General features: G+C 67.6%; 16 protein-coding genes. 8 read left to right on the top strand and 8 right to left on the bottom strand.

Going from position 1 to position 18,925, the window contains the following annotated elements; all coding sequences use genetic code 11:
- Window positions 1-76 precede the first annotated feature (76 nt).
- Window positions 77-1,285: a GGDEF domain-containing protein gene (locus AR540_RS10760; RefSeq protein WP_059228756.1), complete on the top strand. Its 1,209-nt coding sequence runs from the start codon at window positions 77-79 to the stop codon at window positions 1,283-1,285.
- On the opposite strand, the gene AR540_RS10755 is transcribed toward AR540_RS10760, so the two are convergent.
- Window positions 1,282-2,070: a helix-turn-helix domain-containing protein gene (locus AR540_RS10755; protein ID WP_059228754.1), complete on the bottom strand. Its 789-nt coding sequence runs from the start codon at window positions 2,068-2,070 to the stop codon at window positions 1,282-1,284. The two genes, AR540_RS10760 and AR540_RS10755, sit on opposite strands and share 4 nt — an antisense overlap.
- A 276-nt stretch (window positions 2,071-2,346) precedes the next feature.
- Between AR540_RS10755 and AR540_RS10750 the strand changes: the two genes are divergently transcribed.
- Together AR540_RS10750 and AR540_RS10745 are read left to right on the top strand one after the other, a co-directional pair.
- Window positions 2,347-3,801 (top strand): alanine/glycine:cation symporter family protein, encoded by a 1,455-nt coding sequence (locus AR540_RS10750; protein WP_059228752.1) that lies wholly within the window; start codon window positions 2,347-2,349, stop codon window positions 3,799-3,801.
- An 87-nt stretch (window positions 3,802-3,888) separates the two neighbouring features.
- On the top strand, window positions 3,889-4,872 hold the full coding sequence (locus AR540_RS10745) for an asparaginase (RefSeq protein WP_082706975.1): 984 nt from the start codon (window positions 3,889-3,891) through the stop codon (window positions 4,870-4,872).
- Between the two features lie 414 nt (window positions 4,873-5,286).
- Here AR540_RS10745 and AR540_RS10740 read toward each other — a convergent pair whose 3' ends face one another.
- Window positions 5,287-6,189, bottom strand: a complete 903-nt coding sequence (locus AR540_RS10740; protein WP_059228747.1) for a D-hexose-6-phosphate mutarotase — start codon at window positions 6,187-6,189, stop codon at window positions 5,287-5,289.
- 169 nt (window positions 6,190-6,358) lie between these two features.
- Here AR540_RS10740 and ampC point away from each other — a divergent pair, with 169 nt between their 5' ends.
- On the top strand, window positions 6,359-7,516 hold the full coding sequence (gene ampC, locus AR540_RS10735; protein WP_059228745.1) for a class C beta-lactamase: 1,158 nt from the start codon (window positions 6,359-6,361) through the stop codon (window positions 7,514-7,516).
- A 134-nt stretch (window positions 7,517-7,650) separates the two neighbouring features.
- On the opposite strand, the gene AR540_RS10730 is transcribed toward ampC, so the two are convergent.
- From AR540_RS10730 to AR540_RS10715, 4 genes are all read right to left on the bottom strand, one after another.
- The gene (locus AR540_RS10730) at window positions 7,651-9,321 is read right to left on the bottom strand and encodes a Na/Pi cotransporter family protein (RefSeq protein WP_059228744.1); all 1,671 of its coding nucleotides are present in this window, start codon (window positions 9,319-9,321) and stop codon (window positions 7,651-7,653) included.
- A 164-nt stretch (window positions 9,322-9,485) separates the two neighbouring features.
- A complete protein-coding gene (locus AR540_RS10725) occupies window positions 9,486-10,238 on the bottom strand; it encodes a TerC family protein (protein WP_059228742.1) in 753 nt (250 codons plus the stop codon).
- Between the two features lie 116 nt (window positions 10,239-10,354).
- Entirely contained in the window at window positions 10,355-11,689 is a 1,335-nt protein-coding gene (locus AR540_RS10720) for a CitMHS family transporter (protein WP_059228740.1), read from the bottom strand.
- Between the two features lie 240 nt (window positions 11,690-11,929).
- On the bottom strand, window positions 11,930-12,859 hold the full coding sequence (locus AR540_RS10715; protein WP_059228738.1) for a LysR family transcriptional regulator: 930 nt from the start codon (window positions 12,857-12,859) through the stop codon (window positions 11,930-11,932).
- Between the two features lie 100 nt (window positions 12,860-12,959).
- Here AR540_RS10715 and AR540_RS10710 point away from each other — a divergent pair, with 100 nt between their 5' ends.
- Complete coding sequence (locus AR540_RS10710) at window positions 12,960-13,712, top strand: SDR family NAD(P)-dependent oxidoreductase (protein WP_059228737.1); 753 nt, start codon at window positions 12,960-12,962, stop codon at window positions 13,710-13,712.
- A gap of 65 nt (window positions 13,713-13,777) precedes the next feature.
- Here AR540_RS10710 and AR540_RS10705 read toward each other — a convergent pair whose 3' ends face one another.
- Window positions 13,778-14,680 (bottom strand): homocysteine S-methyltransferase family protein, encoded by a 903-nt coding sequence (locus tag AR540_RS10705; RefSeq protein WP_059228735.1) that lies wholly within the window; start codon window positions 14,678-14,680, stop codon window positions 13,778-13,780.
- 101 nt (window positions 14,681-14,781) lie between these two features.
- Between AR540_RS10705 and AR540_RS10700 the strand changes: the two genes are divergently transcribed.
- Window positions 14,782-15,609, top strand: coding sequence for an ABC transporter substrate-binding protein (locus AR540_RS10700; protein ID WP_059228733.1), 828 nt, complete (start codon window positions 14,782-14,784; stop codon window positions 15,607-15,609).
- A complete protein-coding gene (locus AR540_RS10695; RefSeq protein ID WP_059228731.1) occupies window positions 15,606-16,412 on the top strand; it encodes an amino acid ABC transporter permease in 807 nt (268 codons plus the stop codon). The genes AR540_RS10700 and AR540_RS10695 overlap by 4 nt, the downstream gene beginning before the upstream one ends.
- On the opposite strand, the gene AR540_RS10690 is transcribed toward AR540_RS10695, so the two are convergent.
- Window positions 16,409-17,932 carry an MFS transporter gene (locus AR540_RS10690; RefSeq protein ID WP_059228729.1) on the bottom strand — a complete coding sequence of 508 codons (1,524 nt, stop codon included), beginning with the start codon at window positions 17,930-17,932 and terminating at the stop codon, window positions 16,409-16,411. The genes AR540_RS10695 and AR540_RS10690 overlap by 4 nt on opposite strands.
- Window positions 17,933-18,070: 138 nt before the next feature.
- Here AR540_RS10690 and AR540_RS10685 point away from each other — a divergent pair, with 138 nt between their 5' ends.
- The gene (locus AR540_RS10685) at window positions 18,071-18,925 is read left to right on the top strand and encodes a LysR family transcriptional regulator (protein WP_059228726.1); all 855 of its coding nucleotides are present in this window, start codon (window positions 18,071-18,073) and stop codon (window positions 18,923-18,925) included.

Below are 18,925 nucleotides of genomic sequence, written 5' to 3'. Positions count from 1 at the left end.
TTGGGAACCATCCTTATTACCAAGGGCCTGACTGTGCTCAAGTGAGCCACCGGATCACTGCGCCAGGTACGGCACCATGTCCCTCAGCTTCCCCCTCGACCGGGCGCTGGCCCGCCCCTTCTGGGCACTGGGCTTCGAGCCGGTACTGGAACGGCACTACCAACTCGAGATCGCCCGTTCGCGCCGCCGTCATCTGCGTATCAGTCTCGCGGTCGCCATGCTGGCCTATGCCAGCTTCTCGATCTGGGACTGGATCCTGATGACCAACGCCTTCTGGGTCATCACCCTGCTCACCAGCCTGGTGCTGATCGGTGGCGGCGCGGTGCTGCTGGCGCTCAAGCTCATGCCGGCCGAGCACCCGGCGCGCGAATGGCTGGGTATCCTGCCCAGCCTGCTGGCCTACGGTCCGCCGCTGTTCGAGGTGGATACCACCGACGCCGCGCACCGCGCGCTCTGGTTGGCCACCCTACCGCTGCTGACCCTCTACACCAACAGCTGCATCGCTCCGCCCCTGCGCCAGGCCACGGTGCACAGCCTGGTCGGCCTGCTGGCCATCGCCCTGGCGACGCAGATGCACGGCCTGCCCACCGTGGAGGCCTCGCTGGTGCTGACGCTGGCTTTCGCCACCATCGCCTTCACCCTGCTCGCCAATTTCTGGATGGAAAGCGCGCGGCGCCGGGGCTATCTGCTGATCCTGCGCGACCGGCTGCGCAACGAGGAGCTGGCCGCCGCCAATCGCTTCCTGGAACAGCAGTCCACCACCGATCCGCTGACCGGCGTGGCCAATCGCCGGGCGCTGATGCAGGTGCTCGCCACGGCCTTGCCGCGGCGGCAGGACCAACGGCTGATCCTGCTGATGATCGATGTCGACCACTTCAAGGCCTTCAACGACCGCTACGGCCATCCGGCCGGCGACCGCTGCCTGAAGCAGGTCGCCACCGCCCTCGCCGGCCCCTTGCGCGCCGGTGACTGCCTGGCGCGCTACGGCGGTGAGGAATTCGCCATCCTCCATACCTCTGCCGCCGATGAGGACCAGGGCCAGATCGTCCAGCAACTGCTCGATGCGGTCCGCGAGCTGGAGATTCCCAATCCGGGCAATGCCGGTGCCGGGCGACGGGTTACGGTCAGCATCGGCGGAGCCTGCGCCGGACCACGCCATGCCACTGCCGAGGCCCTCCTCGAGGCGGCCGACCGGCAGCTCTACTGGGCCAAGCAGGCAGGGCGCGACCAGGGGCGGCTGGAGCGCTGCAACGACCACCTGGTGCTCGCCGACGAGCGCCCTTAACCCAGGCGATAGACCCGGTCGACCAGGATGGTGCTGGCCAGGCGCTGGCGCAAGTCGTCGTCCAGCTGCGGGTCCTGCCAGTCGTACAGGCCGATCCGGCCGTAGGCCAGGCCACGCCGTGGCCGGTCACCCAGGTATTCCCAGACCACCCGGGTGCAGGCCGGCTCGCGGCGGTCGGAGGCGCTGACGCCCAGCTTGAGACCATTGAGACGGTCGATGCGATTGCGCGCGCTGGGCAGCAGCACGGTCTGCGACAGCTCGTTGCCGGTGAGGGATTCGTAGTCGGTGAAGAACAGCCGGCTTTCCAGGCTCATGGCCAGGCCTAGGTAGCGAAAGCGCGCCTGGCTGACCCTCTCGCCCTGCCGCCGCAGGCGCTCGAAGCGTACGTAGCGGAACACCTCCTGCTCCTCGAACAACCGCACCAGGCCACAGAGCACCACGCCGGGCGTGGACAGCGACGGGTAGTACTCGTGGTAGTAGCCCTGGTAGCGCGCCAAGCCCTCCTGGCGACCGGCGAACAGCGCCAGGGCCTGCCCTGCCCAGCCACTCTCCTGATTCGCCGGCGCACCCAGGCGGGCCTCGAACTGGCGGTGGGGCAGCAGCAGCTCGGCCACCGGCAGGGCGAAGAAATCGGCCAGGCGTTGCAGGTTGTAGGCCGACGGACGGCTCTGGCCATTAAGGTAGCGATTGAACTGGGCGCGGTTGATGCCGACGGCGCGACAGACGGCCGCAATCGAGCGGTGGTGCCGGCAGAGCAGCTGCAGATTGGCGGAAAAGTCGCTCATGACGGGCGCCCGAACTTGACAGACGGCCGGAAAACTAGCATCAAGTCGCGCCATTTTGAAGCGAGGCGCGGAATTGTCCACGTCGTTGGGATAGCCGAATCTAGGCGCCCGGTCCTATTCACTGCCCGATCCGCCCGGACCGACGCGTTCCAGAGCCTGCTCCCGGTCATCTCCGCATGACCGGGCGCGCGAACTGGCAACGGTATATCCCACAATAATAGCCCCACGGCGTGCGAGCCGGCCCTGGGGCATCACTAGCATGCTCGAGGATCCTCCATGCACTACCTAGAAATGCTCAACGACTTCCTGTCCGGCCACGTGCTGATCGTGCTGATCGTCGGCCTGGGCAGCTATTTCACCCTGCGTTCGCGATTCGTGCAGGTCCGTCATTTCCCGCACATGTTCACCGTCTTCAAGGAATCCCTGCGCAACAGCGGTGACGGCCTGAGCTCCTTCCAGGCGCTGATGCTCAGCCTGGCCGGCCGCGTGGGTGCCGGCAACATCGCCGGCGTGGGCCTGGCCGTGACCCTGGGTGGTCCCGGCGCGGTGTTCTGGATGTGGGTGACCGCCCTGGTCGGCATGGCCAGCAGCTTCTTCGAGTGCACCCTGGCGCAGGTCTACAAGCGCGCCGATGGCGAAGGCCTCTACATCGGTGGCCCGGCCTATTACATCCAGCACGGCCTCGACAAGCGCTGGATGGCCCTGATCTTCTCGGGCCTGTTGCTGGTGACCTACGGCTTCGCCTTCGTCGGTCTGCAGTCCTTCACCGTGACCCACTCGCTGGAAAACGCCTTCGGCCTGCCGGTGCAGTACACCGGGATCGCCCTGGCCATCCTGCTGGGCCTGGTGTTCATCGGCGGCATCAAGCGCATCGCCGCGGTGTCCGACGTTCTGGTGCCGGTCAAGACCCTGGCCTACATCGCCGTCACCCTCTATGTGATCATCACCCAGATCGACCTGGTCCCCGGCACCCTGCTGACCATCGTCAAGAGCGCCTTCGGCCTGGAGCCGGCCTTTGCCGGCCTGCTGGGCGCTGCCATCACCATGGGCGTGAAGCGTGGCGTCTTCGCCAACGAAGCCGGCCTGGGCGCCGCGCCCAACGTCGCTGCCGTGGCAGCGGTCAAGCACCCGGCCGCCCAGGGCGTGGTGCAGGCCTTCAGCGTCTTCCTCGACACCTTCGTCATCTGCACCTGCACCGCCCTGCTGATCCTGCTGTCGGGCTTCTACACCCCGGGCTTCGAAGGCGACGGCATCGTGCTGACGCAGAACTCCCTGGCCGCGGTGGTCGGTGACTGGGGCCGCATCTTCATCAGCGTCGCCCTGTCGCTGTTCGTCTTCACCTGCATCCTCTACAACATCTACCTGGGCGAGAACGGCCTGCGCTACCTGCTCGGCCGTGGCAAGGCCGTGCTGTTCGGCTATCGTGGGCTGGTGCTGGTGCTGATCTGCTGGGGTTCGATGCAGAACCTGGCCACGGTGTTCGCCTTCGCCGACATCACCATGACCTGCCTGGCCTTCGTCAACCTGATCGCCCTGGCCATGCTGATCAAGGTCGGCATGCGCGTGCTCAACGACTACGACGCCCAGCGCCGTGCCGGGGTCGACCAGCCGGTATTCGACGCCGACCAGTTCCGCGACCTGGACCTGGATCGCCAGGCCTGGCCGGCGCTGGAGCGTCTGGAAGAGACCGTCGCCGAAGCCCGCGCGGCCCAGCCGCGCCAGGCGCACTGACCGCCGCTGCCGGGTCGCGCTGACCCGGACCGCGACCGTTTTCCTGCCCCCACCCCGTGTGGGGGCAGTCTTATCAGGATGTCCCCCATGAGCTCACCCTACCTACACATCCTCTACACCGGCGGCACCATCGGCATGCAGCAGACCGCCGCAGGCCTGGCTCCGGCCGCCGGTTTCGAGGCGCGCATCGACGCCCTGCTGGCCAGCCGTCCGGAGCTGGGCAGTCCGGCCTGGCGGCTGCAGGAGCTGCTGCCGCTGATCGACAGCGCCAACATGACCCCCGCCGCCTGGGCGCGCATGGCCGAGGCCATCCTCGCCGCCGCTGCGGACCCGGCCTGCCGCGGCGTACTGGTGCTGCACGGCACCGACACCCTGGCCTACAGCGCCGCCGCCCTGGCCTTCCGTCTGCTGGGCCTGGCCATTCCGGTGCTGCTGACCGGCTCCATGCTGCCGGCCGGGGTGGCGGACAGCGATGCCGACGACAACCTGGCCGACAGCTTCGCCGCCTTCGCCAGCGGCCTGGCGCCGGGGGTGCAGGTGCAATTCCATGGTGAACGCCTACCGGCCGCGCGCTGCACCAAGCAGGCCAGCAGCGGCTGGAAGGCCTTCGTGGAAAGCGCCCGGCCGCGCAGTGGTGAGGCCTTGGTCGCCGTGCCAGCGGCGCTGCGCTTCGACCAGCCACGCCAGCCAGTGCGGGTGGCGGTGCTGCCGCTGTTTCCGGGCGTCGACGGCGCCACCCTGCGCGGTCTGGCGGGCAGCGGCCTGCACGGCCTGGTCCTGGAGTGCTACGGCAGCGGTACCGGTCCGGCGGACGACGCCGACTTCCTCGCCGCCCTGGCCGAACTGCGCGACGCCGGTACCCTGGTGGTCGCCCTCAGCCAGGGCGCGCGCGGTACTGTGGAACTGGGTACCTATGCCGCCGGCAGCGGCCTGGCCGACGCCGGGGTGATCTCCGGCCGCGGCATGACCCGCGAGGCCGCCCTGGGCAAGCTGCATGCGCTGCTCGGCGCCGGCCTGGACCGCGCGGCGGCGGTCGAGTGGATCGGGCGCAATCTGTGCGAGGAATTGTGAGCGTCGGCTGATGGGCCGGCTGCTCCCTCACCCCGGCCCTCTCCCAAGGGGAGGGGGCGTTTGGGTGGGCTTGGTGCGGGATCCTTCAGGCCCTCTGCGACCCGTGCAACAGCGTCTCTCAAAGCATCCCCTCTCCCTCCGAAGGAGGGCTGGGGTGAGAGCATGCCCGACGCCTGACAGCCGCGCCCTCCGTGCCGGAATCCCGCCTAGCGCCTCCTCTCCCTCCGGGAGAGGGTCGGGGTGAGGGCCACTCCTAGGCTCTGTACGAAAAATGCCTGCGCTCGGTGATGCTTCGTTGAAAAAGGCTTCGGAATGCTCATTTACCACTCGTAAACTCCGCTTCCTCAGCCTTTTTCGCCTCGCCTAACCTTCGCTCGGCGACTTTTCGTACAAAACCTAATGCCCCTTCAGTCCTTACAACGCTTCGCGCCACAGGCTCACCGCCATTTCGGTCGAGGCGCCCGGCGCCACGGTCAGGACGTCGTCCATCACCCGGGCGGTCTCGATGCACAGCATGCCGGTCCAGGCGTCGTCGGCGAACTGGCTCAGGCGCGCGGCCTTGTCGATCCAGGGATTCCACAGCACCGCCGAATGGCTGTTGCGGGTCTCCACGAACAGCCGGCGCTGCCACTGCGGATCGCGGATCGCCAGGCGGGCCGGCAGGCCGACATAGACCCGGTCGGTCTCGGCGGTGATGGTCGGCTCGCCGTTCTGCCGCTTGCGGGTCCAGCCGTCCAGGCAGTCGTAGTAGTCGGCGTTGGCCAGGCCCTCGATACCCACTTCGCGCACGTCGCTCACGGCGAAATAGGTATGCAGCGCCTGGCTCAGCACCAGTGGGTGATCTTCCAGATTGCGCACGCTCAGGGTCAGTTCCAGGCGCTCACCGACGCTCAGGCTCAGGGTCAGCTCGGTGGCCTGGGGCCAGCCCGGGGTGGTCTCGGCGGAGGTGCGGTGGTGGAAGTCCAGGCGCACCCGGTCGGTATCCACCTCGACACCCCCGGCCTGCCAGGCGACCTGGCGCGCCAGGCCATGGGCCGGGGCGTCCGCGGTGGTGGTGCACATGGCCTGGACCGCGGCCGGATTCTTCAGCAGGTCGCCGAACCAGGGCCAGCAGACCGGGATGCCGCCGCGGATCGGGGTGCCGGGCTCGAACACGGCCTCCGGATTACCCCAGACGATGTCCGGCTCGCCGTCGAAGCCGTAGCGCAGCACGTGGGCGCCCTGGCAGGCCACCAAGGCTTCGGCCTGGCCGACGCGGATGCGCCAGACGGGCAACTGGCCCAGTTGGATCTGTTCGACGAGGGGGGCAGCGGACATGGGGCGACTCCTGAAAGAGGGAAAGGGCGACTGTAGTCCAGTCCATGACCGGGCTCCAGCCAGCCATGGACAGCACCAGCCGCAAAATCTTCCAACGTCGCCTGCGTCTCATCCCCAGGCAGCGACGGTCGACTAGACTCCTGGCCTCCCCCCAGGAACAGATCCTCCCATGTCGGCTTTCCCGCGCCTGCCCACTCTGCTCGGCCTCACCCTGGGCCTGACCCTGCCGCTCCTGGCCGAGGCCGCCACGCGCCTCGACGACGAGGTCCGCGCCGCCGCCCACGAGGTGATGGCCGCGCAGGACATCCCCGGCCTGGCAATCGGCGTCAGCGCGCCTGGCCTGCGCCGGTTCTACTACTTCGGCACCACCGACCGCCGCACCGGCCAGCCGGTGGACGCCGCCACCCTGTTCGAGATCGGCTCCCTGAGCAAGACCTACACCGCCACCCTGGGCGCCTATGCCGCGGTCACCGGCCACCTGCGCCTTGACGAACCGGCGGCGCAGGTCCGCCCGGCCCTGGCCGGCAGCGCCATCGGCCAGGCCAGCCTGCTGCAACTGGCCACCTACAGCGCTGGCGGTCTGCCGCTGCAATTTCCCGACAGCGTCACCACGGAAGATCAGGCCTCGGCCTTCTACCGCGCCTTCCAGCCGCCCTTCCCCGCCGGCAGTCACCGCCTCTATTCCAATCCCAGCATCGGCCTGTTCGGCGCCCTGACGGCCCAGCGCCTCGACGAGCCCTTCGCCACGGCGCTGCAACGCCTGGTGCTGACACCTCTGGGTCTCAGTCACACCTATCTGCAAGTGCCGGCGACGGAGCAGGCTCACTACGCCTGGGGCCATGGCAAGAACGACCAGCCGCTAAGGGTCAATCCGGGCGTCTATGCCGAAGAGAGCTATGGCATCAAGACCACCACGGGCGATCTGCTGCGCTTCGTCGAGGCGAACCTCAACCCTGGCCGGCTGCCAGCGCCCCTGGCCAAGGCGATCACCACCACCCAGCAGGGCTACTATCGCAGCGGCCCCATGACCCAGGGCCTGGGTTGGGAGGCCTACGCCTATCCCCTGCCCAAGGCCCAGTTGCTGGCCGGCAACACCCCGGCGATGGCCCTGGAGCCACAGCCGGTGGACTGGCAGCACCCGCCACTGCCAGCCAGCGGCGCCCGCCTGCTGAACAAGACGGGCTCCACCAACGGCTTTGGCGCCTATGCGCTGTTCATCCCCGAGCGCCAGCTCGGCCTGGTGATCCTGGCCAACCGCAACTACCCGATTCCGGCACGGATCGAGACGGCCTGGCGGATTCTGCAGCGGCTCGATAGCGGGCTGTAGACAAACCCGTTATCGCGGCCATGGGCCGCTCCTACAGAGGGCGATGCTTTTGTAGGAGCGGCCCATGGCCGCGATGGACCGTAGTCGTAAGACAAGGATGGCTGACGGCGCAGCCTCATCCACGAAACCCAACCTCAACCCTCGCCCGCCTCCTGCCGCCCCTCCACCGGCAGTTCGTGCTCGGTGGCGTAGCCGGCGTCGGCCGCCTCCAGCACGCCGTGGGCGATGCTGCAGAACAGCGAATTGACCCGGCGCATGTCGCTGAGCAGGCCCAGGTGCAGGGCGCTGGTCTCGAAGCTTTCCACCACCTGCTGGTGCAGCCGCTCGACGTGGGCATGGGCATAGCGCCGCTCCAGCAGGCGGAAGCGCTGCTTGAGCCGGCGCAGGCGGCGTGCGGCGTCGAGGTCGCCGGACAGGTAGACCGACAGGCACAGCCGCAGGCTGTCCACCAGCAGCCGGTGCAGCGCGGTGAGTTCGTCCACCCCGGAGGCCGAGAAGGAACGGCGGGCAGCGATCTTCTTGCTGTCCACGTCGCTGGCCATGCGCTCGATGAGATCGCCGGCCTGTTCCAGGTTGATGGCCAGTTCGATGGTCTCGGCCCAGCGGCGGCTGTCGCGCTCGTCGAGGTCGTCGCGCGGCATGCGGGCCAGGTACAGCTTGATCGCCGTGTAGAGGGCATCGACGTCGTCGTCCAGACGCCGTACTTCCCGGGCCAGCTGCTTGTCGCCGGCGTTGATCAGCACCAGCAGGTGCTGCAGCATCTGCTCGATGACGTCGCCCATGCGCAGCACCTCGCGCGAGGCGTTGGTCAGCGCCAGGGCCGGGGTATCCAGGGCGGCGGTATCCAGGTGGCGTGGCCGCAGGATGGTCTCGGCGCTTTCCCGTGCCGGCAGCAGGGCGGTGCAGAAGCGCGCCAGCGGACCGGTCAGCGGCAGGAACAACAGGCAGCGCACCAGGTTGTAGGCGACGTGGAAGCCGATCACCACCTCGGCCTCGTTGAAGTCGTAGCCCTGCAGCCAATCGGCCAGGTGGCCGATCCAGGGCAGCACCAGGATGCAGCCGGCGAGCTTGAACAGCAGGCTGCCCAGGGCCACCCGGCGCGCTTCCACGCCCTGCTTGGCGGCGCCGATCATGGCCAGCACGCCACTACCCAGGTTGGCGCCCACCACCAGGCACAGCGCCACCTTGAGCGAGATGACCCCGGAGCCGGCCAGGGTAGCGGTGAGCAGTACCGCCGCCAGACTGGAGTAGGAGACCATGGCGAAGACGGCCCCGGTCAGGGCATCGAGCAGTTCGTCGCCGGTCAGCGAAGAGAACAGCACCTTGACCCCGGCGGCGTGGGTCATGGGCGAGGCCGCCTCGACGATCAGCTGCAGCGCCAGGATGATCAGCCCCAGACCGATGGCGACCCGGCCGAGCTGGCCGGCGCGGGTCTGCTTGCGGCCGAGGAAGAACACCACGCCGAGGAAGATCAGCAGCGGCGATAGCCAGGACAGGTCGAAGGTCAGCACCCGTGCCATCAGCGCGGTGCCCACGTCGGCGCCGAGCATGATGGCCAGCGCCGGGGTGAGCGGCACCAGGCCCTGGGCGACGAAGGAGGTCACCAGCAGCGCGGTGGCGTTGCTGCTCTGCACCAGGGCGGTGACGGCGATGCCGGAGAGAAAGGCCAGCGGCATGCGCTGCATGCTGCGGCTGAGTACCCGGCGCAGGCTGGCGCCGTACACCCGCAGGATGCCGGTGCGCACGATATGGGTGCCCCACACCAGCAGGGACACGGCGGATAGCAGATTGAGCAGTGTCAGCATCGTGGCGCCCTCCCGGCGCGTGTCCAAGAGCTCCTGGCGAGCTTGTCACAAAATTGTAACGACCATTCTGCACAGACGCACGAGCCCGAAGGTGAGGCACCTTCGGGCTCGCGGAGACCTGCTGGGTTAGGCGGTACCAACCCCGCCGGGTTCAACCGTCGCGGTCAGATCTGTTCCTTGCGCAGCTTCACCGCTTCGCGCGCCCTGGCCTTGCCGCGCAGGCGGATGTTGATGGCTTCCACCGCCAGCGAGAAGGCCATGGCGAAGTAGACGTAGCCCTTGGGCACATGGACTTCGAAGGCTTCGGCGATGAGCACGGTACCGACCACGATCAGGAAGGACAGCGCCAGCATCTTCAGGCTCGGGTGCTTGTCGATGAAATTGCTGATGGCACCGGCCGCCAGCATCATCACCAGCACCGCGACGATGATGGCCGCGACCATGACCGGCACGTGGCTGACCATGCCCACCGCGGTGATCACCGAGTCCAGCGAGAAGACGATGTCGATGATGGCGATCTGGATGATGGTGCCGACGAAGCCGCTGCCCTTCTTCGCCGGCGCGTCCTCGTCCTGCTCTTCCTCGCCTTCCAGGCCGTGGTAGATCTCGGCGCTGCTCTTCCACAACAGGAACAGGCCGCCGAAGAAGAGGATGAGGTCACGCCCGGAGATGCCCTGGCCGAAGACGAAGAACAGATCGGCGGTGAGGCGCATCACCCAGGTGATGGACAGCAGCAGCAGGATACGGGTGACCATGGCCAGCGCCAGGCCGAAGAAGCGGGTCCGCGCCTGCATGTGCTTGGGCATGCGGCTGACCAGGATGGAGATCATGATGATGTTGTCGATCCCCAGGACGATCTCCAGGGCCGTCAGGGTAAAGAAGGCGACCCAGATTTCCGGGTTGGTCAACCACTCCATTGCAAATCCTCTCATCGCGAAGGCGCGTCTGGCAGCGCGCTTTAAAGGAAAAGGCGCGCCGGACGACGCGCCGTTTTCGAACAGCCGGCAAGGCTAGTCGTACAGTTGGTAAAACTCTAGCGGCTGTACAGCGGAAACACACCCAGTAACAAAGCACCGACCAGCAGGAACATGCAGGTCACGGTGGCCCATTTCAGGGTGAAGCGCTGGTGGTCGCCGAATTCCACCTTGGCCAGGCCCACCAGCAGGTAGGTCGAGGGCACCAGGGGGCTGAGCAGGTGCACGGGTTGGCCGACGATGGAGGCCCGGGCGATCTCCACCGGGCTGATGCCATAGGCCGCGGCGGCCTCGGCCAGCACCGGCAGCACGCCGAAGTAGAAGGCGTCGTTGGAGATGAAGAAGGTGAACGGCAGGCTGACCAGGGCGGTGATCACCGCCATGTACGGGCCCAGGGCGTCCGGAATCACCGCCAGCAGCCCCTTGGACATGGCGTCGACCATGCCGGTACCCGAGAGGATGCCGGTGAAGATGCCGGCGGCGAAGATCAGCGAGACCACCGCCAGCACGTTCTCGGCATGGGCGGCGATGCGCTGTTTCTGCATGTTCAGGCAGCGGTAGTTGACGATCATGGCGATGCCGAAGGCGATCATGAACAGCACCGGCATCGGCAGCACGCCGACGATCAGCGCGGCCATCAGGGCCAGGGTCAGCAGGCCGTTGAACCAGCGCAGGTGCGGGCGGCGGGCCTCGGCGCACTGGGAGACGGTGACGTCGGCGCCTTCGGTCTCGCCGATCTGCAGGATGCCCAGGCGGGCGCGCTCACTGCGGCCATAGAGGTAGGCGAGGAAGAACAGCCAGGCGATGGCCAGCAGCATGGGCGCGATCATGGGTACGAAGACGTCGGCCGGGTCCACGTGCAGGGCGCTGGCGGCGCGAGCGGTCGGACCGCCCCAGGGGGTCAGGTTCATCACCCCGCTGGAGAGCAGCATCAGGCAGGTCATGATCAAGGGATTCATGCCCAGGCGCTTGTACAGCGGGAACATGGCGGCCACGCAGATCATGTAGGTGGTCGAGCCGTCGCCGTCCAGGGAGACCACCAGGGTCAGGAAGACGGTGCCCATGGCCACCTTGAGCGGATCGCCCTTGACCAGCTTGAGGATCCAGCGCACCGCCGGATCGAACAGGCCGGTATCGATCATCACGGCGAAGTAGAGGATCGCGAACAGCAGCATCACGCCGGTGGGCGCCAGCTTGCGGATGCCGTCGAGCATCATCGGGCCGAGGGCGTCGAGCTTGACGTGGCCGAGGCTGGCGAATTCGCTGGACAGCGCCCAGGCCAGTACGGCGAAGGCGATCGGCACCATGGTCAGGGCGATCAGCGGGGACAGGCGCTTGGTCATGATCAGGTACATGAAGGTCATGACCATGGCGAAGCCGAGGAAAGTCAGCATGGGAGGTACCTCTGGATATTCGCGAAAAGGAAGGTTCAGCCGCGGCGAAGGGGCGCGGTGAAGGCGAAGATCCAAGGAACGGTGGCGCGCAGGGACGCCGGGGAGGACAGATACGACATGGCAAGAATCCTGGTTATTTTTGTAGGCACGTCGCCCGCTCACGGGGGCGGGTCTTGAGCGGATCCTAAGCCGTCAACCTTTCGCCAGCCTTGCGTGGCGGAAGGCGGATGTTGCGGGATGTCACGAAGCGGACGGGGAGCTCGCCTGCCAGCCGGGACTGGTCAGATGCTCGAGGAAGAAATCCAGAAGCACCTGGATCTTGGTCGGTCGACTGCGCGCCGAGGGGGTCACGAAGTAGAGGCCGCCACGGGTCAGGTGCCAGTCCGGTAGCAGTCTTATCAGGCGGCCATCGGCCAGATACTCGGCGGCGATGAATTCCGGCAGCTCGGCGATGGCCAGGCCTTCCAGCAGCACCGGCAGCAGGGCTTCGGAATTGGTGACGCGCAGGGGGCCACGCGGCAGCACGCTTTCCTCGCGCCCATCGTCCTGGGTGAAGCGCCACACCTGGCTGCGCGCCCGGTAGGCGTAGCTCAGGCAGGCGTGTTCGGTCAGCTCCTGCGGATGGCTTGGGGAGCCGTGGCGTTCGACATAGTCCGGCGCGGCCACCAGTAGCTGGCTGACCGCGCAGAGGCGCCGGGCGACCAGCGAAGAGTCGGGCAAGGCGGCGATACGCAGCGCGGCGTCGAAACCCTCCGCCACCAAGTCAACGGTGGCATCGGACAGGTGCAGATCCACCGTCAGCTGCGGATAGCGGCGCAGCAGCTCGGGCAGCAGCGGCGCCACCCAGCGCAGGCCGAAGGCCATGGGCACCGCCAGCCGTACCTGGCCGCGCGGCTGCACGGCGCGAGCCTGGGCGGCGCTTTCGGTGGCCTCCGCCTGGCGATAGAGATCGCCGGCCTGGGCGGCCAGCTCGCGGCCGAATTCGGTCAGCGCCAGCTGCCGCGAGGTGCGATTGAACAGCCGCCCGCCGAGGCGTTCCTCCAGGCGCGTCACCGCCCGCGATACGGTGGCCACCGACACGCCCAGCACCCGCGCCGCAGCAGCGAAGGAGCCTTCCTCGGCAACCTTGGCGAACATCGCCAAGCCTTCGAAATCCGGCAATCTGCTCATTTCATTTCTGCAATGATGGCTTGCCAATCATTCTATTTTGCAAGATCACCCTGGTCGATAGGCTGACTCCACCTGATCACAACCTCTCGGAGATTCAGCCATGACCCTCAAGCTCGCAGACAAGATCGCCCTGGTCACCGGCGCCACCAGCGGCATCGGCCTGGCCGCCGCCAAGCTCTTCGCCCAGCAGGGTGCCCACGTCATCCTCACCGGACGGCGGCAGGCCGCGCTGGAAACCGCCGTCGCCCAGGTCGGCAACGCCACCGGCATCGCCGTGGACTCCTCGCGCCTGGACCAGCTCGATGCCCTCTATGAGCGCATCCGCCGCGAACACGGGCGCCTCGATGTGCTCTTCGCCAATGCCGGCGGTGGCAGCATGCTGCCCCTCGCCGAGGTGACCGAAGCCCACTACCACGACACCTTCGACCGCAACGTCAAAGGCACGCTGTTCACCGTACAGAAGGCCCTGCCGCTGTTGGCGGACCAGGCCTCGGTAATCCTCACCGGCTCCACCGCCGCCAGCACCGGCACCCCGGCCTTCAGCGTCTACGGCGCTTCCAAGGCCGCGGTGCGCGCCTTCGCCCGCAACTGGATCCTGGAGCTGCAGGGCCGCGGTATCCGCGTCAACATCCTGAGTCCGGGCGCCACCCGCACCCCGGGCCTGGTGGAGCTGGCCGGCCCGGATGCCGCCCAGCAACAGGGCCTGCTGGACCACCTGGCCAGCCAGATCCCCCTGGGCCGGGTCGGCGAGCCGGAGGAGATCGCCAAGGTCGCGCTGTTCCTGGCCTCCAGCGACTCCAGTTTCGTCAACGGCGCCGAGCTGTTCGCCGATGGTGGCCAGGCGCAGGTCTAGACAGCCGTTGCGATGAACAAGGCGGACGGTGCCAAGGGCACGGTCCGCCTTGTTGCCGACTGCAATCAGCCACGCAGCCGCTGATTCAGCATCGCGATATGCTCCGGACCGATGCCGCAGCAGCCGCCGATCAGGCTCGCGCCGCGCGCCTGCCAGTCCTGGGCGAAGCTCAGGTAGCCGGGCGGATCCAGGTCCGGGCGCAGAAGGTCGAGGCCGTCGTTGGCGGTGGCCTCTTCCGGCTGGGGCGGGAAGGCGTTGGCATAGGCGCCGAAGGGAATCGCGATACCTGCCGCAGCGAAGGTTTCACGCGCGGTATCCAGCGCCGCGGCCATCACCTCGGGCTGGCTGCAATTGAACAGCAAGGCCCCGGCGCCCAGCTCCACCGCCAGCTGCGCGGCGGCGGCCACCGGCTCACCGGATCTCAGCCGTGGGATCTCGTCGACGTCTTCGTCCTTCAGGGTGAAGGACAGCCACAGCGGCTTGCCATCGTCGGGCAGCCCGGCGGCGATGGCACGCACCTCGGCCAGGGCGCTCTGGGTTTCCGCCAGCCAGAGATCGACATGGGGCGCCAGGCCACGGATCAGCGGTTGCAGCACCTCGTCGACCCGCGCCGGCTCGAACAGATCGGGGCGATAGGAGCCGAACAGCGGCGGCAGGGAGCCCGCCACCCGCACCTGTTGCCCGCTGGCCCTCACGGCACGACGCGCCAATTCGCCGGCCCGCGCGGCCAAGGCCTCGCCTTCGGTGGCGAAACGCGCCTCGCCGATATGGAAGGGCACTACCGCATAGCTGTTGCTGGTGATCACCTGGGCGCCGGCCTCGATATAGGCACGGTGCACGGCTTCCACCTGCTCCGGCGCCTCGCTCAGGGCCAGGGCCGACCACTCCGGCTGGCGGAAAGGCGCGCCGCGGCGCTGTAGCTCGCGGCCCATGCCGCCGTCGAGAAGAACGAGATTCATATCGGCCATATAGCTATTTCACTTTCCCTTATAACCAAAACAGAGTTCAATATCGGTTCTCATATCTCTCTAATACCAGGCCCTCTTACCCTTTGCAAAGGATGCCCTCCATGAGAACCGCTCTGCTATCGGCCCTCGGCCTGACCCTGGCGCTGGTCGCCACCTCGGCCTCGGCCGGCGCCACCCTGGATCGAATCAAGGCCAAGGGCGAGCTGGTCAATGTGCTCATGGAGAGCTATCCGCCCTTCTCCCAACTCAACGCCCAGAACCAGCTGGAGGGCTTCGACGTCGACGTGGCCAAGGCGGTGGCCGACAAGCTGGGCGTGAAGCTGCGCCTGGAAACACCGTCCTGGGACGTGATCGCCGCCGGGCGCTGGAGCGGTCGCTACGACGTCTGCATCTGCTCCATGACGCCGAGCCAGGCGCGCGCCCAGGTGTTCGACTTCCCGGTCGACTACTACGCCTCGCCGGCGGTGATCGTGGTCAACGCCGGTGACGACCGCATCCACGGCGCCAAGGACCTCTCCGGCAAGAAGGTCGGCGTCACCAGCGCCTCGTCCTACGAGAGCTACCTGAACAAGGACCTCACCATCGAAGGCCAGGAAGACAAGCCCCTGAGCTATCCCTTCGACGACGTCCAGGTGGTGCCCTTCCCCGACGACAACGTCGCCTTCCAGGACCTGGCCCTGGGCGCCGGCAAGCGCCTGGACGCGGTGCTGACCAACCTGGTGACCGCCCAGCCGCGTATCGCCCAGGACGCCAAGTTCAAGCTGGCCGGTGCGCCGCTCTATGCCGAGCCCAACGCCGTGGCCATCGAGAAGGGCGATCCGGAATTCGCCGCCAAGCTGCGCGAGATCATCGAGGGCCTGCGCCAGGACGGTACCCTGAAGCGCCTCTCCGAGAAGTGGATCGGCGCCGACATCACCCAAGCCAAATGAGTGAGCTTCCGCCTCCTGCCCAACAGCGCCCCTGGCTGAGCTTTCGTACCCGCGTCTGGCTGACCTGGCTGGCGCTGCTGGCCGGGGGCGTGGTCTTCGTACTCGGCTTCGATCTCAAGTTCGCCAGCGTCTGGCCACGCCTACCCAATCTGGTGGGCTGGCGCCTGGGGCCCAATGGCTTCCTGCAGGGCGCGGCCCTGACGCTGTTCCTCAGCCTCTGCTCCATCGCCGTATCGGTGCTGCTGGGCTTCGCCGCGGCGCTGGGACGGCTGTCGTCCAGCGCCCTGGCCTATGGCGTGGCGACCTTCTATGCCTCCTTCTTTCGCGGCACCCCGCTGCTGATCCAGATCCTGCTGATCTACCTGGGCCTGCCGCAGATCGGTGTGGTGCCCGGCGCCATCAGCGCCGGCATCCTCGCCCTGTCGCTGAACTACGGCGCCTACCTCAGCGAGATCTTCCGTGCCGGCCTGCTCGGCGTTCCCGCCGGTCAGCGCGAGGCGGCCCTGGCTCTGGGTCTGGCACCGCGGGTGATCTTCTGGCGCGTGACCCTGCCCCAGGCCATGCGCAGCATCATCCCGCCCACCACCAGCCAGTTCATCTCCATGCTCAAGGACTCCTCCCTGGTCTCGGTGATGGGCGTCTGGGAAGTGATGTTCCTCGCCCAGTCCTACGGCCGCTCCAGCTATCGCTACCTGGAGATGCTCACCACCGCGGCGGTGCTCTACTGGCTGCTGTCGCTGGCCATGGAATTCGCCCAGTCGCGCCTGGAGCGGCATTATGGGAAAGCGTATCGGGGACGTTAGGGCTCGCCACCTTTCGCTAGGCACTGACACCGCCCAGATCGCGCCGGGCGCAGCAGCCGGAAACTCAGTAACGCGAAACCGCAGGCGCAGGCCGCGGCATAGCTGGTCACCCAACCGACTCCCTGACCGAGCGCGGCGCGCGCCAGCGATAGGTCGACCCCCTGGACCTGCGCCACTCCGAGGTTACCGGCGGCAATGGCCTCGGCCAGCGACTCAAGTCCGCTGCCATCCAGCGTTGTCGCCGCCGTATCCAAGTGTGCCGCGACGCCACCCAGCAGGATGGCGCCCATGAGCGCGATATTCAGCGCCAGGGCAATGATCCGCGTGCTCATGTCCAGCCCCGAAGCCATGCCGCTCCGTTCTACGGGCAAAGCCGCCGTGGCCGTGTTGGTCACCGGGGTATTGGTCAGACCCACACCGATACCGGCCAGCAGGCAGCCGGGCACCAACGCGGGCACCTGGTCAGCCCCCTGGGTCACCGCCAGACTGAGCAGGGCGAAGCCCAGGCCGATCAGACCGAGCCCCAGGGGAATGACCAGACCGGGGCCATGACGCAACAGCAGGCGCTCCGCCAGTGGCGGTACCAGGACGGTGGGCAGGGTGTAGGCCAGCACCATCCCACCCGTGGCCAGGGCGTCCAGGCCCAGCACGGCTTGCAGATAGAGCGGCAGATAGACGACGAAGGGCCAGAAACTGAAATTCATGCCACTGGCGCCCAGCAGCGCGCCACTGAAACGCCGGACGCGCAACACGGCGAAATCGAACATGGGCTGGGTCTGGCGTCGCTCGATGACGACGAAGAGCAACAGGCACCCCAGGCTCAGGCCCCACCCCAGCCACCCGACGGCAGCTGTGGCCGGCCCCTGGATGATCAGATAGACGCCGCCGAACACCGCCAGTGACAGGGTGAGCATGCCCGCAAGGTCCAGGGGCTGCGCCGCGGGATTGGCCGACTCCTCAAGGCCACCCAGGGCGCAGGCGACGGTGACCGCGGCGAGACCGACGTGGATCAGGAACACCCAGTTCCAGCTCGCCAGGGTCGCGAGGGCACCTCCGACCAGCGGCCCGAACCCGAGGCCGGCGCCGAAGACGATCCCCCAATAGCCGAACGCCCGGCCGCGCTCGGCGCCCGAGGGGAATTGCTGTGACAACAAGGCGATCTGGCAGGCCAGCATCGCCGCCGCGGCCAGGCCCTGCAGGAAGCGCGCGCCGATCAGCGCCGGTGCCGAGGGCGCCAGACCACAGGCCAGGGACGCCAGCCCGAAGACCAGGGTACCCGCGATGAAGACGCGCTTGCGACCACAGCGATCGCCCAGGGTACCCATGGCCATCAGCACCGCACTCATGGCCAGGGTGTAGGCGTTCATGATCCATTGCAGTTGCCGGAAGTCGGCCGGCAGCGCGCCCTCCAACAGCGGCAGGATGGCGGGGATGCTGGTGATCTCCAGGCCGAGCATCAGCGCCGACAGGCAGATGGCGACCAAGGCCAGGTTCTTGCGGGACGGAGAAGGTGACGGCATCGCGGGAGACCTCCGGACAATTGTCGGCCAGGGCGCGGGCCGACGCCGAACAATTAGAGGTTGCGAACATGCCGGGCGACGGTTTATTTAACAATCGTATAGCTGGATATTTCAGTGACAACAAAAGTGGATGGATACATGAAGAGTCTCGATGTCGACGCGGTACAGGCCTTCGTCACCATCGCCGAGCTGCGTAGTTTCACCCGGGCAGCGGACCTACTCGGCTCGACCCAAGGCGCCCTCAGCGTCAAGCTCAAGCGACTGGAGAATCGCCTGGGCGAGCGGCTGCTCGAGCGCACGCCGCGCCAGGTGCGCCTGTCGGTCGGCGGGGAGCGCTTCCTACCGCGGGCGCGGGATTTCCTCTTCGCCCACGAGCAGGCCCTGGCGGCCTTGAGCGACCAGCCGCATCGGCGCTTCACCCTGGGCATCGCCATCCACCTCTTCGGTCCCGAGGTGCCTACCCTGCTGGCCCGGCTCAAGGCCCTCGATCCGTGCCTGACCCTGGAGGTCTCGGTAGACGATGCCCCCGCCTTGTTGAGCGCCTACGACCAGGGCGAATTCGACGCCGTCATCATCCGCAGCGACGACGACCGTCGGCAGGGCGAAGTGCTCGGCCCCGAGCACTTCGGCTGGTACGCCGCGGCGGACTTCGCGCCGCGCCCCGGCGAGCCCCTGCGCCTCGCCAGCTACCTGACCCAGTGCGCCGTGCGGGATCCGGCCAACCGGCTATTGGACGCGGCCGGCATTCCCTGGACCAGCGTCTTCGTCGGTGGCACCTCGGCGGTCGCCGCGGCCCTCGCCGCCGGTCTCGCCGTGGCCGCCTTTCCGCGCCGGCTCGCAACGGCCAACCTGGTGGACGTCGGCCCGGCACTGGGCTTGCCCGCCATCCCCTCCCAGGCCATCGAGCTGCATTCGTCGCTCACCGATCCCCGTACCCGGGCGACCCTCAGGGCCATTACCGCGGCCTTCGGGGAGCATCGGCGGCAGGGCTAG

It is taken from the genome of Pseudomonas sp. EpS/L25 (assembly GCF_001512295.1).
Taxonomy (GTDB): domain Bacteria; phylum Pseudomonadota; class Gammaproteobacteria; order Pseudomonadales; family Pseudomonadaceae; genus Chryseomonas.
Note: the sequence above shows the minus strand (reverse complement) of the source record. Positions and strands in the feature narration are given on the sequence as shown.

Coding starts and splice junctions, on each gene's coding strand:
- AR540_RS10750 (WP_059228752.1), top strand. CDS start 2,347: ATGCACTACCTAGAAATGCTCAACGACTTCCTGTCCGGCCACGTGCTG.
- AR540_RS10755 (WP_059228754.1), bottom strand. CDS start 2,070: ATGAGCGACTTTTCCGCCAATCTGCAGCTGCTCTGCCGGCACCACCGC.
- AR540_RS10740 (WP_059228747.1), bottom strand. CDS start 6,189: ATGTCCGCTGCCCCCCTCGTCGAACAGATCCAACTGGGCCAGTTGCCC.
- ampC (WP_059228745.1), top strand. CDS start 6,359: ATGTCGGCTTTCCCGCGCCTGCCCACTCTGCTCGGCCTCACCCTGGGC.
- AR540_RS10725 (WP_059228742.1), bottom strand. CDS start 10,238: ATGGAGTGGTTGACCAACCCGGAAATCTGGGTCGCCTTCTTTACCCTG.
- AR540_RS10690 (WP_059228729.1), bottom strand. CDS start 17,932: ATGCCGTCACCTTCTCCGTCCCGCAAGAACCTGGCCTTGGTCGCCATC.
- AR540_RS10700 (WP_059228733.1), top strand. CDS start 14,782: ATGAGAACCGCTCTGCTATCGGCCCTCGGCCTGACCCTGGCGCTGGTC.
- AR540_RS10730 (WP_059228744.1), bottom strand. CDS start 9,321: ATGCTGACACTGCTCAATCTGCTATCCGCCGTGTCCCTGCTGGTGTGG.
- AR540_RS10710 (WP_059228737.1), top strand. CDS start 12,960: ATGACCCTCAAGCTCGCAGACAAGATCGCCCTGGTCACCGGCGCCACC.
- AR540_RS10715 (WP_059228738.1), bottom strand. CDS start 12,859: ATGAGCAGATTGCCGGATTTCGAAGGCTTGGCGATGTTCGCCAAGGTT.
- AR540_RS10745 (WP_082706975.1), top strand. CDS start 3,889: ATGAGCTCACCCTACCTACACATCCTCTACACCGGCGGCACCATCGGC.
- AR540_RS10705 (WP_059228735.1), bottom strand. CDS start 14,680: ATGGCCGATATGAATCTCGTTCTTCTCGACGGCGGCATGGGCCGCGAG.
- AR540_RS10720 (WP_059228740.1), bottom strand. CDS start 11,689: ATGCTGACTTTCCTCGGCTTCGCCATGGTCATGACCTTCATGTACCTG.
- AR540_RS10760 (WP_059228756.1), top strand. CDS start 77: ATGTCCCTCAGCTTCCCCCTCGACCGGGCGCTGGCCCGCCCCTTCTGG.
- AR540_RS10695 (WP_059228731.1), top strand. CDS start 15,606: ATGAGTGAGCTTCCGCCTCCTGCCCAACAGCGCCCCTGGCTGAGCTTT.
- AR540_RS10685 (WP_059228726.1), top strand. CDS start 18,071: ATGAAGAGTCTCGATGTCGACGCGGTACAGGCCTTCGTCACCATCGCC.